14 protein-coding genes are annotated in these 15,778 nt (G+C 62.3%); 5 read left to right on the top strand and 9 right to left on the bottom strand.

Annotated features, from left to right (window positions below):
• Positions 1–54 precede the first annotated feature (54 nt).
• Positions 55–447, bottom strand: coding sequence for a 5-carboxymethyl-2-hydroxymuconate isomerase (locus tag AC1D17_RS00275; RefSeq protein ID WP_477563439.1), 393 nt, complete (start codon positions 445–447; stop codon positions 55–57).
• A 129-nt stretch (positions 448–576) separates the two neighbouring features.
• Here AC1D17_RS00275 and hpaR point away from each other — a divergent pair, with 129 nt between their 5' ends.
• Positions 577–1,056 carry a homoprotocatechuate degradation operon regulator HpaR gene (gene hpaR, locus AC1D17_RS00270; protein WP_477563438.1) on the top strand — a complete coding sequence of 160 codons (480 nt, stop codon included), beginning with the start codon at positions 577–579 and terminating at the stop codon, positions 1,054–1,056.
• Between the two features lie 3 nt (positions 1,057–1,059).
• Here hpaR and AC1D17_RS00265 read toward each other — a convergent pair whose 3' ends face one another.
• The 6 genes from AC1D17_RS00265 to AC1D17_RS00240 are packed head-to-tail and all read right to left on the bottom strand — an operon-like array spanning position 1,060 to position 7,399.
• A complete protein-coding gene (locus AC1D17_RS00265) occupies positions 1,060–2,046 on the bottom strand; it encodes a phosphotransferase enzyme family protein (protein ID WP_477563437.1) in 987 nt (328 codons plus the stop codon).
• Between the two features lie 3 nt (positions 2,047–2,049).
• Entirely contained in the window at positions 2,050–3,333 is a 1,284-nt protein-coding gene (locus AC1D17_RS00260) for an aspartate aminotransferase family protein (RefSeq protein ID WP_477563436.1), read from the bottom strand.
• Position 3,334: 1 nt separating this feature from the next.
• Positions 3,335–4,693, bottom strand: coding sequence for an aminotransferase class III-fold pyridoxal phosphate-dependent enzyme (locus AC1D17_RS00255; protein ID WP_477563435.1), 1,359 nt, complete (start codon positions 4,691–4,693; stop codon positions 3,335–3,337).
• A gap of 11 nt (positions 4,694–4,704) precedes the next feature.
• Complete coding sequence (locus tag AC1D17_RS00250) at positions 4,705–5,364, bottom strand: HAD family hydrolase (RefSeq protein WP_477563434.1); 660 nt, start codon at positions 5,362–5,364, stop codon at positions 4,705–4,707.
• A complete protein-coding gene (locus AC1D17_RS00245; protein WP_477563433.1) occupies positions 5,361–6,614 on the bottom strand; it encodes a Tm-1-like ATP-binding domain-containing protein in 1,254 nt (417 codons plus the stop codon). Before AC1D17_RS00245 ends, AC1D17_RS00250 begins: the two co-directional genes overlap by 4 nt.
• Positions 6,611–7,399 (bottom strand): IclR family transcriptional regulator, encoded by a 789-nt coding sequence (locus AC1D17_RS00240; protein WP_477563432.1) that lies wholly within the window; start codon positions 7,397–7,399, stop codon positions 6,611–6,613. Before AC1D17_RS00240 ends, AC1D17_RS00245 begins: the two co-directional genes overlap by 4 nt.
• A gap of 300 nt (positions 7,400–7,699) precedes the next feature.
• On the opposite strand from AC1D17_RS00240, the gene AC1D17_RS00235 reads away from it, so the two are divergent.
• Both AC1D17_RS00235 and AC1D17_RS00230 read left to right on the top strand, forming a co-directional pair.
• A complete protein-coding gene (locus AC1D17_RS00235) occupies positions 7,700–9,151 on the top strand; it encodes an APC family permease (RefSeq protein ID WP_477563431.1) in 1,452 nt (483 codons plus the stop codon).
• Between the two features lie 59 nt (positions 9,152–9,210).
• A complete protein-coding gene (locus tag AC1D17_RS00230; protein ID WP_477563430.1) occupies positions 9,211–10,689 on the top strand; it encodes an aldehyde dehydrogenase in 1,479 nt (492 codons plus the stop codon).
• Positions 10,690–10,786: 97 nt separating this feature from the next.
• Here the strand turns inward: AC1D17_RS00230 and AC1D17_RS00225 are convergent, their stop codons facing one another.
• Together AC1D17_RS00225 and AC1D17_RS00220 are read right to left on the bottom strand one after the other, a co-directional pair.
• Entirely contained in the window at positions 10,787–11,299 is a 513-nt protein-coding gene (locus AC1D17_RS00225) for a flavin reductase (protein WP_477563429.1), read from the bottom strand.
• An 11-nt stretch (positions 11,300–11,310) separates the two neighbouring features.
• Positions 11,311–12,876, bottom strand: coding sequence for a 4-hydroxyphenylacetate 3-hydroxylase N-terminal domain-containing protein (locus AC1D17_RS00220; RefSeq protein WP_477563428.1), 1,566 nt, complete (start codon positions 12,874–12,876; stop codon positions 11,311–11,313).
• A gap of 98 nt (positions 12,877–12,974) precedes the next feature.
• On the opposite strand from AC1D17_RS00220, the gene AC1D17_RS00215 reads away from it, so the two are divergent.
• The gene (locus AC1D17_RS00215) at positions 12,975–13,844 is read left to right on the top strand and encodes a helix-turn-helix domain-containing protein (protein WP_477563427.1); all 870 of its coding nucleotides are present in this window, start codon (positions 12,975–12,977) and stop codon (positions 13,842–13,844) included.
• A 229-nt stretch (positions 13,845–14,073) separates the two neighbouring features.
• Complete coding sequence (locus AC1D17_RS00210) at positions 14,074–15,735, top strand: amidohydrolase (protein WP_477563426.1); 1,662 nt, start codon at positions 14,074–14,076, stop codon at positions 15,733–15,735.
• The last annotated feature ends 43 nt before the right edge of the window (positions 15,736–15,778 follow it).

Raw genomic sequence — 15,778 nt, 5'->3', positions numbered from 1 at the left:
GGCCGCCCGCGCAATCCCTCTGGGGTCTGCGCGGGCATCCTGGGAGGGATCGGTTCAGCTCGCCGGCTGGCGGAGCCTGGGATGGATGGCGTTCTTCTTCCAGCTGAGGTGCGGATCGATCTCCCGGATCTCCAGCGTCAGGGCGAAATGCGGGTTTAGGAAAAGCGGCGCAAGAAACTGCGTGACGGCAGCAAAGATCGCTTCGCCCGTCTGGCGCTTCTCCTCCTCGCTGCGTCCCTTACCGATACGGAAGGACATGTCGATGAAGCCGTTCTCGGCCAAGCGATCGGCCACGGCATAGGCTTCGCAACGGATCGCCCGCACGCGAACGGCACCCAGCTCGAACAATCCAGACGCCATGATGGTGGCGTGCACCTCGGCACACAGCGCCTTAAAATCGACGGCGCCGTCCAGGTTGGACGAATATTCCATCGTAAAGTGTGGCATTTGACCTCCCCGGGCTTTTCTTATATATTTAACATGTTAAAGATATTCGAAATGACCGTCAAGCGCTTTGTGTGGTGTTCGCACCTCGCATGATTGCAAACCACGGTGAAATGCATCATAGAATCGATTATGAACGACCAGTCCGCACGCAAGCCCAAGTTGCAGCAGGATGCCCTGCTCCCCCAGAACAGCAAACGCTCGTTGCCGATCGCACTGCTTCGCGCGCGGGAAGCCCTGATGGGCCATTTCCGCCCGATGCTCGCCGAACACGACATGACCGAACAGCAATGGCGGGTGATTCGCATCCTGGCCGAGGCCGATACGGTTGATGCATCCGAGATGGCTGATCGCGCCTTCATCCTGGCGCCGAGCCTGACTCGCATCATCCGCTCGCTTGAGGAACGCGGCATCATTTCCAAGCACAAGGACGAAAACGACGGCCGGCGCGTGCTGCTGCAGATTACCGAAGCCGGTTTGGCGATCATCCACGAGGTCGCCCCGGAAAGCCGCCTCATATATGACAGGCTCGAAAAGCGTTTCGGCCGCGAGAAGATCGACCATCTGCTCGACATGCTCGACGAAGTGGCGACCTTCAACGAAGTAAAATAGGCGCTATGGCTTTTCATCGAGCGCGTCCGCTAACTGCCGGGCATCCTTGACATAGCGCGCCATGCGAGCGGCGGCATCGGGCAGTTCGGGCCGCTCCCCTGCCCAGCCGATATAGGTGAGGCTGCGAAGGAGCAGGAACAGCGGCAGATGCGCGAGTGCCGCCGCCTCGAGCTTTCGCCGGGACCGGTAGCCTTCCAGAAGCGAAGACTTGATCAGCGCGTAGTGCTCTTCCTGCCGGTTGCGCAGCAATGTCGTGGCAATGTCGAAGAGCCGCCAGCCATAACCGCAATCGTCGAAATCGATCAGCGCCACGCTGTCGCCATCGACCAGCACGTTTTCGCGCACGAGGTCGGCATGGATCAGGCCGAAATCGAGGCCGGCTGCGACGGCCAGAAGCCGCTTGCGAAGACGCAGGCGCAGATCGCCCAGGAACAGGCGGTCGTTTTCGGACATCAAGGCGCAATCCCAGAACCGGCCCCAGAGCGGGGCATCGCCCAACAACCCTTCGGCATCCCAGGCAGCGCGATGGAAATCCGCCGGTTTGGTCCAGCGATCCGCCGCGCTGTGAACATCCGCCATCGCCTCGCCCAGCGCCCGGTAGATGACGGCGAGTTCGCCAGGCGAGTGTTCCAGCAGTTTCCCGGTCTCGCCGATCTGCCTGCCTGCGACCCAGCCGATCAGATCGGCGAACTGCGGTTGCCTGCCCTCGATGGCAACCAGCAGCGAGCCATCGGTGGCAGGCAGCGGCTGCGGCACGCGAAGTCCACGGCGGCGCAGGTCATCCATCCACAAAAGTTCCGAACGAAGCGATGCCTGCGAATGATAGCCCGGCCGGTGCAGCCTGAGCGCCGCTTGGCCGCCATTGGCAAGCCTGACTCTGAACACCGCGTTCTCGCGGTATTTCAGGAGCTCCGGCTGTTGATCCGGCAGGGCCCACCGCGCGAGCGCCCGCCGCGCCATGCGCTTCAATTCATCGATCATAACGGTCATGGCTCAGAGCCCCGAAAGCACGTCGTCGAGGACCGACAGCATGAAATCGGCGTCCTGCCGGCTGAACGGCATCGGCGGCCGGATCTTGGTGGCGTTCTGATGGATGCCGAGCTTGCCCATCAACACGCCGCGTTCGCGCATCTGGTTGATGACGCGCGTGGCGATGTCGGTGGCCGGCGTTTTTTCCGCCCTGTCCAGAACCAGTTCGGCGCCGAAGAACAGGCCGCTGCCGCGCACATTGCCGATGATCGAATGCTTTTCGGCAAGCTTCGCCAGGCCGGCGATGGCGTGGCCGCCCACGACGCGGGCGTTTTCGATCAGCTGCTCGTCGTCGAGCACGTCGAGTACCGCCATCGCCGCGGCGCAGGAGACCGGGTTGCCGCCGAACGTATTGAAATAGCGGAAGGCCTTGCGGAAGGCGTTCAGTGTTTGCGCGTTCGCAACCACGCCGCCGATCGGGTGTCCATTGCCCATCGGCTTTCCGAGCGTCACGATGTCAGGCACGATGCCTGCGCGCTGATGGCCCCACATATGCGTGCCGGTACGGCCAAAGCCCGGCTGAACCTCATCCGCAATCAACAGCCCGCCGGCCTGCCTGACGATACCGGCCGCCTTCTTGAGAAAGCCATCCGGCAGTTCCGGGAAACCCTCATTGGCAAAGTACGGATCGATGATCAGCGCTGAAAACCCGTGCGGCGTTTCGTTCAACGAGGCGATCGCGCTTTCGACTTCCGCCGCCCAGGCATCGGTGAAAGCCTGACCGGGCTCGCCTGCGAGCGGACGGTAACCATCCGGCGCCGGCACATGGCGCACATGCCCGCCGTAACCGCCGACCGGTGGCATCCGGGTGGAAAGCTGCGACACTGCCGCCGTGTTGCCGTGATAGGTGTGGTTCGTGGCAATGACGCCGGTCTTGCCCGTCACGGCCTGTGCCATGCGCAGCGCGATGTCATTGGCCTCGCTGCCGGTGCAGGTCAGGATCGCCGTATCGAGGCTCTTGTCGAACGTCGCCGTCAGCCGCTCGACATAATCGAGAATGCCTTCATGGAGATAGCGGGTATGGGTGTTGAGTGTCGAGGCCTGGCGGCAGATCGCCTCCACGACCCGCGGATGGCAATGCCCGACATGCGGGACGTTGTTGTAGCAGTCGAGATATTTCCGCCCGTCCGCGTCGAAGAGCCAGACGCCCTCACCCTTCACGAGATGGACGGGGTCCTGGTAGAAGGTCGACATGTTCCGGCCAAGCAGACTTTCGCGCCGTGCAAGAAGTGCGTCATTGCCGGCCATCTCATTGTCCTTCCGCAGCCGATAGGCCTGCATCGAGCGCAGCAATGATCCGCCCGACATCGCCTGATGTGATGACGAGCGGCGGCGAGATGATGACGTTGGCGCCTGAGGTGCGGACCATGACACCCGCCTCGTAGGCCGCATCATAGACCTTCTGCACGACGTCCTTCGCAGCACTGGTCTTCTTCGCCCGGTCTGAGACCAGTTCGAGTGCGGCCATAAGGCCAAGCCCGCGCACGTCGCCGACGAGCGCGTGCTCTGCCTTCAGCCCTTCGAGCCCCTTCATCAGCTCGGCCCCGCGGGCGACGGCGTTTGACGCGGTGTCGATCCGGGCGGTTTCCCTGAGTGTCGCAAGGGCTGCCGCGGCACCCACGGGATGACCGGAATAGGTATAACCATGGCCGATCGAGCCGAAGCTGTCCTTGTTGGTCTCGAACGCCGTGGCAACCTTTTCCGAGATCATCACCACGCCGAACGGGAAATAGCCGTTGGTAATTGCCTTGGCGGCGGTCAGCAGGTCCGGCTTGACGCCCCAGCCACGCGAACCGGTCCAGGCACCGGTGCGCCCGAACGCGGTGATGACCTCGTCGGCGATGAGGAGAATGCCGTGACGATCGCAGATTTCGCGCATCAGCGGCATGAACGTCTCATGCGGGACGATGACGCCGCCGGCGCCGAGGACCGGTTCCATGATGAAGGCCGCGATCGTGTCGGCGCCCTGGAAGGCGATCTCGTCCTCGAACTGGTTGGCGATGGCGCGCGCGATTTCGGCCGGGTCCGGCGTGTTGAACGGATTGCGATAGGGATAGGGCGCGGCAAGATGGAACACACCCGGCAGCAGCGGCTCGTAGTTGCGGCGGAAGTTGGAATTGCCGTTGACCGAGGCGCCGCCGAAATGGGTGCCGTGATAGCCCTTCTTCAACGCCACGAACTTGGTCCGCTCCGGCTGCCCGTTGATCTTGTGGAACTGGCGGGCGAGCCTGAGCGCCGTCTCGACGGAATCCGAACCGCCCGAGGTGAAGAAGGAGCGCGTCAGGCCGTCCTCCCTGAACCATTCGGCAAGCTCGTAGGACAGTTCGATCAGCGGCGAATTGGTTGTGCCGCGGAAGGTCGAATAATAGGGCAACGCGTCGAGCTGGTCGCGGATCGCCTGTTTCACCGGTTCGCAGGAATAGCCCAGGTTGACATTCCACAGGCCGCCGACCGCATCCAGAACCGTCTTGCCGTTGAGATCGGTCACTTCCACGCCTGCACCGGCAGTGATGATGCGGGGCGGCTTGGCCTGCATCTCGGCTGGATGCGCCATCGGATGCCAGAGATGGCGGGCATTGTTCTCGATCAGGAAATTGGTCTCGCGCATCATATGTCCTTTCAAATTCCAAGCATTTGCAATGCTTTGGCATAGCCTTCGGCAGGGCGGGTCACGTCGAAATGCACATGCGGCAGGCCGACGGCCGCCGCCCCTTCGATGTTCTTCTTCTGGTCGTCGACGAAGACGCAATTCGTCCGCTCGAGCCTGAGTTCGGTCAGCACCGCCTCATAGGCCCGGGGATCGGGCTTGAGGATCTTCGTATAGGTCGCATCGACGATCACGTCGAAAAGGCCGATCAGCGGGAAGCGCTTGCGCAAGTCTGCGCCATAGAAAAGGTCGAGTTCGTTGGACAGGATGGCCAGCCGGATGCCTTCGGCCTTCGCCTTGAGAATCGCATCGCGCGCTTCCGGCCTGAGGATAAGGCCCGGCTCGGCACCACGGGCGCGCTGGACGAAGGTCTCCATATCCGTCCACGTCTCGCCGACGAGCGCGCCGACTTCGCGTGTCCGCGTCAGCCAGTACTCACGCTCGGTGATCTCGCGCGCCTGCATCTGAGCCCAGAGCGGGTCGGACGCCACGTCGAATGGGCCGCGCCATGTCAGCGTACCCTTCCTCAGGCCGAGCGCGCGTTCGGTTTCGTCATGTGTCTCGAAAAGTGTCCGGGTGACGACGCCGCCGAAATCGAGAATGAGGGCTTTGTCGGAGTTTGCAACAGTCATGGCCTGCCCCTCGGGACGACGCCTTCGGCAACCCAGCGGTCGAAGATTTCAAGCGCCTTGGCGGAAAATTCCGGCGCGTTGATATGCGCATCGACCTCTTCGAATTCGACCGTTTCCGGAACCGCATTTCGCATTTCGTCAAGGAAGGCTTCCAGCGCTTCCGGCTCATGGAGCGGCTCGCCCTTTTGGTCCCATTCCTGGATGCCCCGCGACGGCAGGATGAGCGCGACAGGGGAACGTACCGATGCGAGCTTGGCCGCGACCACGCGCGCAATCTCCCGGCGCCCTCTAGGCGAGGTGGTGACCGATCCGATCAGCCGGTTATGGGCGTGGTAGGGCCGGCCGGCAAAGCGCGCGGGAAGCGCCTGCCAGGCCGGAAGATCGACCATGTCCACGGCCCCCGGCGCCACGATTTGCGGGATGCCGGCAAGCGCTGCATTCTCCATGCGGTCCGGGCCCGACGTCACGACCGTGCCGTTGTGATGGTTCGTTACCTCCTGGATGCAGAGATCGAACACCGCCGCAAAGCCCTTTTGGCCAGCGATCGCCTCATAGGCGCGGCCACCCATTCCAGTAGCGTGGAACACAGCGACGTCATAACCGCGTCTTTCGAGTTCCGGCTTCAGGATCTTCATGTATTTGAGGCAGGACGAACCGAGCGAGGTCATGCCGATCAGCGGCCGCTCGCCGCTGGGCCTGATGCTTGCCTTCGCAGCGCCCACCACCGCGCCGCAAGCCTGCGAAAGTACCGCGCGGCAGATTGGATTGAGGCCGTACAGGCCACCCGCCCACAGGATCATCATCAGATCGGGAACGATGCGCTCAGGCGGCAAAAGATGAGAATAGGCTATGGTCGATATGATGAACTTCGGCACGCCGATCGGCAGTGCCGCGGCGGCATCGAGCGCAAGATCGGTCCCCATGGACCCACCCAGCACGATCAGCCCATCGACGTCGCCGGCGGCATGAAGCCTTTCGACAAGCGCCGCGGTCCCCTTGGCCATCAGCGCCATGGCGCTTTTCTCGTCACCGCTGCCGATGATTGCCTCGATCGTCGTCCCGGCGGCGGCGGCAATATCCAGCCTCGAATAGTCCGCCATGTAGGGTGGATCACCAAGCACGCTGACATCAACCATGACAGGCAGTCCGCCGGCCTTGCCGATGACCTCAGCCATGAACAGCAGTTCCTCGCTCTTGGTATCGCCGGTGCCAATCACCAGAATGTTGGGAATGCGAGCGCTGCCGCTCATTCAATGTTCCTCCTCATGGACGGCGCGCTGCCTTGCCCGCGATCGGCGCCGAAGAATGCGTCTGAAATCCGTTTCGCCGCCGCTGCGGCTTCAAGGCCATGCTTGCGGATCGTCTCCGCATCCGTGCGCACGAGCGGTGCAGCGATGGTAATGCAGCCGACCGGCCGCCTGCCGGGCGCCCGGATCGCCGCAGACGCGCTGATTACGCCGGCCTCCATGCCCTGCCGGTTGACCGAATAGCCGTTGGCCTGGGTCTCGGCGATCGCCTGACGGAACGCGGCCGGATCTTTGATCGTGTAGCCGGTAAATCCCGGCAAGGCGCCTGCGAGCGCAGCCTCGATCTCATCTTCAGGGGACGCCGATATGAAGGCCAGTCCCGAGGCGGTCGCATGAAACGGCAGCGGCATTCCAATCGCGACGAAGACGCGATGCGCCCTGGTCGAGTCCTCGACATGCACGGTCGATAGGCATCCGCCGGTGAATTCCGAGAGATGCACCGTCTCGTCGACTGTCTCGGCCAGCTGCCTGACGAAGGGAGCCGCTGTGCGAAGAAAAGGATAGCGCGCCTCGCGAATGCGGCCAAGCCGCACCGGCGCCGAACCGATCCGGTATTTCCGCGTATCGGCAAGCTGCTCAACGAAGCCGTGTTTCTCGAGTTCCACGAGGAAGCGCCGCGTCGTCGCCTTGTCCAACGCGCATGCCTCGGCGATCTCGGTCAGACCGGCCTCCTTCTCCATCAGGGACAATGTGTCGAGCAGTGTCAACGCTTTGCCGATCGTTCCCATTTCTCTCGATTCCTCATTTGTCCGGACAACCGTTCCAGTGTCCGAAGCGGTGGTTTTCCACCCGTCAAGCGCGCCTCCCAGGACGCCGAGATACTTAACATGCGAATTAACTTGACAGGAACCAGAACTATTTGCAAGTCTATATTTGAAGCACTGGTTCACATAATGAACCATGCGGAGTGGCGGCGTTACAAGCACAAAATCAACAAGAGACGCGCTGCTTCAAGGTGGGTTCGAACTGGGAATGCCGCGAGATCGGCAGACGAAAAATCGCAAGTCATCAAGGGGAGCTTACGCGATATGGAGACACACAATTCATCCGCCGGCGGTCAAAACCAGCTGCGCAAAAACAGTCTAGGCGTGGCGGCGATCACCTTTCTGGTGGTTTCCGCGGCAGCCCCGCTGACCGCGGTTGCGGGCGGCGTACCGCTTTCGATGCTGCTCGGAAATGGAGCAGGCATTCCGCTGGCCTTCCTGCTCGTCACCGTTATTCTGCTGCTGTTCTCCGTCGGTTATGTCGCGATGGCGCGCCACATCCGCAATGCCGGCGCCTTTTATGCCTATACCGCGCAGAGCCTCGGCGGCATGATGGGCGGCGCTGCCGCGCTCGTCGCCATCCTTGCCTACAACGCCATGCAGATCGGCGTATTCGGCCTGTTCGGCGCAGCTACGTCGGGCTTTTTCGCCGGCATCGGACTAGAACTGCCCTGGTGGGTCTGGACCTATATCGGCATCGCGATCGTCGCGGTTTTCGGCTACCGGCGCGTCGATTTGTCGGCCAAGGTCCTCTCGGTGCTCGTCATTTTCGAATACCTCGTCGTCCTGGTCATCGATGCCGCGATCCTCTTGAAGGGCGGCGACAGCGGTCTCTCGGCCGTGCCCTTCACACCGGCGGCCTTCTGGAGCGGAACGCCGGCGATCGGTATTCTGTTTTGCTTTGCCGCCTTCATCGGCTTCGAGGCAACGACGATCTACAGCGAGGAAGCGCGCGAACCACAGCGCACAGTTCCGCGCGCTACCTATATTTCCGTGCTGCTCATCGGCATCTTCTACACGCTGACCTCGTGGTTGATGGTCAATGGCGCCGGCGTCGACAAGCTGGTTCCGGAGCTGCAGGCCCTTGCCGATCCGACGACCTTCCTGTTCGGGCTCGGCGAGCGCTATGTCGGCAACGGCATCGGCACCGTCATGAGCGTCCTGTTCATCACCAGCCTGTTCGCAGGCGTGCTGGCCTTCCACAATGGTGTCGCACGCTACATGTATGTCGCGGGTCGCGAGGGACTGTTGCCGAAGTCGGTGGGTGTCACCCACCCGGTGTTCCAGAGCCCGCATGTGGGCTCGATCATCCAGACGGTGATCGCTGCACTGGTCGTCGGCCTCTTCGCCTTCACCGGGCAGGATCCGGTCCTCGGGCTGTTCTCCTGGCTCACCAATGTCGCGACCCTTGCGATCATGCTTCTGATGGCGTTCACCGCCTTCGCCATCGTCGCCTTCTTCACTCGCAACCCGAACCTTGGGGGCAATCTCCTCGCGACGAAGGTGCTGCCCATCGTCACCGGCCTTATCCTTCTGGCGCTGGTGATCTATATTGCGGTCAATTTCGGCGCAATCGCCGGGGCGAGCGGCTTCCTCGCCGTGTTTCTCCCGGGGCTTGTCGTCATCGCAGCGATCATTGGCTTCGCGCTTGCCGCGCGGCTGAAGTCAGCCGACGCCGCGGGCTTCTCGCGGCTTGGCGCGGGCCAGCAAGCCTGACCGGTATTGGACCACAATGGCGGGCGCCTCGCCCGCCATTTTTGTTTGAGGATGGAATGATGCAGGACAAAATCGATCAACTCCGCACGCGGGCAATCGCGCCGCAGTCGCTGTTCATCGGCGGGGCATGGCGCGCGCCGTCAAGCGGAGCGGCCATGGACGTGATTTCCCCGATCGATGGCAGCCTTTTGACTACGATTGCCGATGCCGGCACTGAGGATGTGGACCTTGCCGTCAAGGCTGCGCGCGCCGCCTTCGAAAAGGGAAGCTGGTCGAAAGCAGCGCCGGCCGAGCGCAAGAAAACTCTGCTCAGGATTGCCGACCTGATCGAGGAAAACGCGCTCGAACTCGCCGTACTCGGCGTGCGCGACAACGGCACCGAAATCTCGATGGCATTGAAAGCGGAGCCCGGCAGCGCCGCTGGCACGTTCCGCTATTATGCCGAGGCGATAGACAAGGTCTATGGCGAGATCGCGCCGACGGCCGGAAATATTCTCGGCCTCATTCATCGCGAACCGGTCGGCGTGGTCGCGGCCATCGTGCCGTGGAACTTTCCCATGATGATCGGCGCCTGGAAGATCGCCCCGGCGCTTGCGGCGGGCAATTCCGTGGTGCTGAAACCTGCCGAGGGCGCCTCGCTCTCGCTTCTCAGGCTTGCCGCCCTTTGCGCCGAGGCCGGGCTTCCGGACGGCGTCTTCAACGTCGTTACCGGTCGCGGCGCGGTGTCCGGGCAAGCGCTCGGCCTGCACATGGATATCGATGTTCTGGCGTTTACCGGTTCCGGTCCAGTCGGCCGACGGCTGCTTGAATATTCCGCCCGTTCCAACCTCAAGCGCGTCTATCTCGAACTTGGCGGCAAATCGCCGAATGTCGTGTTCGCCGATGCGCCGGATATCGACCAGGCCGCCAAGGTCTCGGCCTATGGCATCTTCCGCAATTCCGGGCAGGTCTGCGTGGCCGGCTCGCGATTGCTCGTCGAGCGCTCGATCCACGAGGCGTTTTCCCAGAAGGTGGCGAGCATTGCCGCAGCCATGAAGCTTGGCGATCCCCTCCTGGTTTCCACGGAGGCAGGCGCGATCTCCAGCGAGATCCAGTTGAACAAGGATATCGGCTTTGCCGAACAGGCCTTGTCGGAAGGGGCTGAACTGCGCACCGGCGGCAAGCGGATTTTTGCGGAAACCGGCGGTTTCTACATGCAGCCGACCGTGTTTGACGTGACACCCGACATGACGCTTGCGCGGGAAGAAGTCTTCGGCCCGATCCTGTCGATCATACCTTTCGACACCGAAGCAGAGGCGCTGAAAATCGCCAACGCCACCGACTACGGCCTCGCCTCGGCCGTCTGGACCTCCAACCTGTCGCGGGCCCACCGCATGGTGCGCGGCATCAGGGCGGGCGTCGTCCATGTCAACACCTATGGCGGCGCCGACAACACCGTGCCGCTCGGCGGCGTCGGGCAATCCGGCAACGGCCACGACAAGTCGCTGCATGCGCTGGAAAAGTATGTGGACCTCAAGACCGCGTGGATACAGTTGTGAGCGAATAGCGAATAGCGAATAGCGAATAGCGAATAGTTGCCGCGGCCGTGGAGCCAGTCAACTATTCGCTATCGAACTACTCGTTACTCGCTCTTGATTACCCCCCGAAGCTCCCGGCCTGCGTCGGCACGTTCACATAGCTGCGATCGAAGTACAGCAGCGCATTGCCGTCGTCGCGCGAACGGATGCCGATGACCTGGCCGATGAAGATATGATGCGTGCCGACCAGCCGCGCTTCCGTGAGGCGGCAATCGAAGGAGACCATGGCGTCCGCAAGCGCCTGACTGCCGGACGGCATGTCGATCCATTGGGCGGCAGCATAGCGCGCCGCCATGTCGGCCTGGCGGCCGGCAAAATAACCGGCCAGTTCCTGATGGTCGTCGGCGAGCACGTTGACGCAGAAACGGCGGTTCTCCAGGAAAAGCCCGCATTGCGCCGACTTGCCGTTCATGCAGACGAGCAGCGTCGGCGGCTCGTCGGTGACGCTGCACATCGCGGTGGCGGTAAACCCGCCACGGCCGGCCTCGCCATTGGTGGTGATCACATTGACCGGCGCGCAGACGCGCGCCATCGCATCGCGGAACCCGGTTTTCGAGATTGCCTCCTCCATGGCCATTCTCCTCAAGCCCGATTGAGCGGCGGCAGCCAGGTGTCGCCCGTCCAGCCATTTTCGTCGTAATCGTTCATGCAGGTATCGACCAGCGCTTCCATCTCGCGCAGGCGCCCGCCGCGTTCGGCACCCTTGAGCACCTGCAGGCGAACTTCCTCCGGCGCGCCGGCGTAATTCAGCTCGTAGAGCGCATGGCGGCCGCCGAATTCGGTGCCGGTCGCATCCCACAGCAGCTTCATGATCTTGATCCGCTCGATATGGCCCATATCGTTCGAGCCGCGCACATATTGCGCAAGGTAGCGGTCGATCTGAGGATTGTTGAAGTCCCTGGCCGAGGACGGCAGGTAGATGAGGCCGGACGCGATGACCCGCCGCACCGTGTCGATGACACGCGGATAGGCTTCCGACATGAAGGTCCGGTAGGAAAGTGCCGCCTCCATGTTCGGCAGCACGGCCCCGTTTGCCCATGGCTGAGGATTGTAGGCCATGGCGTTCGAGAAGGTCCAGAACATGTGACGCAGCGCAATCACTTCGCCGAGTGCCGCCTGGTTTCCGCGAAAGGCATCGCCGCCCGTCGCCCGCAACGCCTTCGCCAGCAGGCCCGCAAGGAAATCGAGCTTGACGGCGAAGCGCGTGCAGCCCTGGAAGCAATAGCCATGCATGAAGCCGGACGCCGGATGGAAAGACAGGATCTTGACCGCATCCCGCAGCACCAGCACGTCTTCCCAGGGGATGAACACATTGTCGAGCACCAGGATCGCGTCATTCTCGTCGAAACGCGAGGACAGCGGATAGTCGAAAGGCGTGCCGACCGTGTTGGCCGTCTGCTCGTAGGAGACGCGGCAGAACATCTTGATGCCGGGCGCATTCATCGGAACGATGAACATCACCGACAGCGACGGGTCTTCGGTCACCGTGGCCGAACTCTGGGCGAGAAAATTGTAATGCGTCAGCGCCGATGATGTCGCCACCACCTTGGCGCCGGATACATAAATGCCGGCATCCGTCTCTTTGGTGATGTGGACGAAGACGTCCTTCACCGCGTCGGCCGACTTGTGACGATCGATCGGCGGATTGACGATCGCATGGTTCATGAACAGCACGGATTCCTGCGCCCGCTTATGCCAGGCAAGCGCATTGTCCTTGAAGGGACCGTACCAGTCGGCATTGGCGCCGAGCGTGTTCATCAGTGCCGCCTTGTAGTCGGCGGTGCGGCCCATCCAGCCATAGGACATGCGGGCCCAATCGGCGATGGCGCCCTGCTGGGCCACCAGTTCGGCGGACGATTTCGCCACGCGGAAATATTTGTGGGTGTAGCCGCCATTGCCGGTATCCGTCGGCGATGTCAGGCGTTCGCGGGTCTTTTCCGCATGCAGTGCGTCATACATCCGGGCAAGCGAGCGGGCGGAATTGCGCATCGAGGGATGGGTGGTAACGTCGGCCACACGCTCGCCATTGACGTAAACCTCGCGGCCGTCGCGCAGCGAGGCGAGATATTCGGCGCCCGTAAAAGGCCGTGTCTTGTCGGCGCGATAGTCCTCAGCGAGTGCGAACTGGCGATGATCTTGCAAATTCATGGAAATCCTCCTCCGATTTTGCCCGACATTAGGGCTTGCACACCTCCCCCTCCATGCACAGAATGACAAAATCGCTTGTACTTTTTCAGGTAGACACCATGACAAGTTCGATCCCAAGCTTCTTCGTATATGGCGAGCCAGACCGGCCACTGGAAGTCGGCTTCATGCATGTCGAGACCGTCATGGCCCGGAAAAACATGCACCTTGGCCATGTCGAGGCGCATCAGCACAGTCGCATGGCGCAGATCACCTTCTGGACGAAGGGACATGGCACCTATTTCATCGAGGAAGAGCGGTTGGATTTTTTGGCGCCAGCGGTGAGCTTCGTGCCAAGCGGCGTGATCCATGGATTCACGGTCGAGCCGAGCGAAACGGATGCCATTGTCGTCTCGATCGCCGACAGCGCCCTGGTACCGCTGCGCGAGCGCACGATCCTGCCGCTGGACTCACCGCTGATGATATCAGGCAAGGACGATGCCGCCGGCTGGATCAGGCTTGCATCGCTGATGGACATGATCATGGAGGAGTATCGCGACGGCCGGCCGGGGATGGAGAAGGCGCTCGCAAGCCTTGCGGCCGCGGCCCTGACCGAGATCGGCAGGTTCGATATCCAGGCACCATCTGACGCCAGGACTGTGCATGCCATCCTCGCCTCGGAGTTCCGGCGCCTCGTCGATCTCAATTTTCGCAACAACTGGCCCGTGGAGCGTTACGTGGCGGCGCTCAACACCACGCCGCACCTGCTTGCCAAGGCCTGCCAGTCGGCATTCGGGCTTCAGGTCAAGGAATTCCTCAACGAACGGCGGCTGCTCGAGGCCAAGCGCCTGCTGCTTTTCACCGTTCGTCCGCTCGAAGACATCGCCTTCGAGATCGGCCTGCGCGACGCTGCCTACTTCTCGCGGTTCTTCAAGAGCCGGGCCGGGTTGCCACCCAGCGAATGGCGGGCCCGGCATCTTGCCGGACAATAGGCCCCGCACTTTCTTCGCTACCGCATATTTTTTAGATCGGAATCGATTTAGGGAAAAATTATGCAGCAAATTTAAAGTGCTACCGCGACCTTTGTGCGTCAGGTATGACGCGCGGCGCTGTATCCGATATATTTAACGTGTGAACTATATTGACACGCCTCCCAACCCGCGTCATTCTAACTATTGAATATGCAGTTCATTTATTGAACCAGTGTCGAAGGGAGCAGGCATGTCGCATGGTGCCGGTCGCGCCGATCTCATTCTCACCAATGGGCGGATCTATACGGTAGATCCTGAAAAGCCCTGGGCCGAGGCCATAGCGGTCGCAGGCGGCCGGATCGTCGCGGTGGGCAGCGATGCGGAGATCGCTGGCTTTTCAGGGTCCGGCACCACGACCGTCGACCTCCAGGGCCGCATGGCAATGCCCGGCTTCGTCGATGTCCACAACCACATCATGATGGGCGGACAGGCCGATCTCTTCGAGACGCAGTTGATCGCCGGAGCCACCGTCGATGACATCTGCGCCCATGTGCGCGGCCAGGCGGAAAAGGCAGCACCCGGTCAGTGGATCGTCGCCAACCAGTGGGGTGCCGACATGATGGCAACCCTGAACACCGAGACCGCTCTGGCCAGGCTCGACGCCGCCAGCCTCGGCCGTCCCGTATTGCTGCGCGACGAGACCGTGCACAATCGCTGGGTCAACAGCGAGGCGCTGCGCCTCTCCGGCATATCGGCCAACCAGCCCGATCCGCCTGCCGGCGCGTTCGGCCGCGATCCGAAGACCGGCCGCCTGACCGGCCTCTTGATCGAATCTGCGGCCGGCATCGTCGAGCGCGTGGCGGCCGCCCATTTCACTGAAGCGATGGGCGAGATCGCCGTGGCGCGCGCCGTGGAGATTGTCAATTCCTATGGCGTCACCGCCTTCCAGGACGCCGCCACGGTGCTGCCGATCCTCACCGCGCTTGCCAGTCTCGACCGCAAGGACAAGCTGACGGCATGGGCCGTGACCTCGCTGCCGCTGATCGAACCGAGCTTCATGTTCGGCCTTTCCGGCGACGAACTGCTCGCGCTTCGCGATCAATATCGCACCAGCCACGTCAGGCCGAACTTTACCAAGATTTTCCTCGATGGCGTGCCAGGGGCGCAGACGGCAGCCTTCCACGACGCCTACGTCCAGGATCCGGCTCATCCGCACGGCCATCGCGGCGACGTGCTCGTCACCTATCCCGATCTTGTCAGGCACATCGACAAGTCCGAAAAGCTCGGCATGGGGCTGAAGATCCACTGCACCGGCGACTATGCGGTGACCGAGATGCTGGATGCGGTCGAAGCGGTGCGGCATTTCAACGGCCCGGCAAAGGTTCTGCATCACATTGCGCATGCGAGCTACATCCGCGCCGATGACATCAAGCGCTTTGCCGAACTGGGCGTGGTCGCCGACCTCTGCCCGATGATCTGGTATCCGACCACCTTCCTTGAGGGCCACAAGGCGGTGATGGGCGAGGCGCGCGCCACGCATTTCTGGCCGATCGCCGACCTCAAGAATTCGGGCGCCCTGCTTGCCGGCGGCTCCGACTGGCCGGTCATCCCCGTGCCCGATCCGTGGCACGGCATCGAGGGCATGGTGACACGGCAGAATCCGTCAGGCGCCTTCCCCGGCGTCTCGCTCTGGCCCGAACAGGCGATCGATCTCGCCTCGGCAATCGAAATCTACACGCTTAACGCCGCAATCGCGATGGGCATCGGCGGCGAGACCGGCTCGCTCCAGCCAGGCAAGTCAGCCGATGTCATCGTGCTCGACCAGAATGTGTTTGACATACCCGCCAACCGGATCGCCGCCACCAGGGTGCTGACGACCTACTTCGAGGGGAGAGCCGTCTTCCAGCGATAGTTTTCCGGCGGAGAGGAAACCGCCGTGCTTCAAAAACAAGAAA

Source organism: Pararhizobium sp. P1_E7 (genome assembly GCF_056405855.1).
Note: the sequence above shows the minus strand (reverse complement) of the source record. Positions and strands in the feature narration are given on the sequence as shown.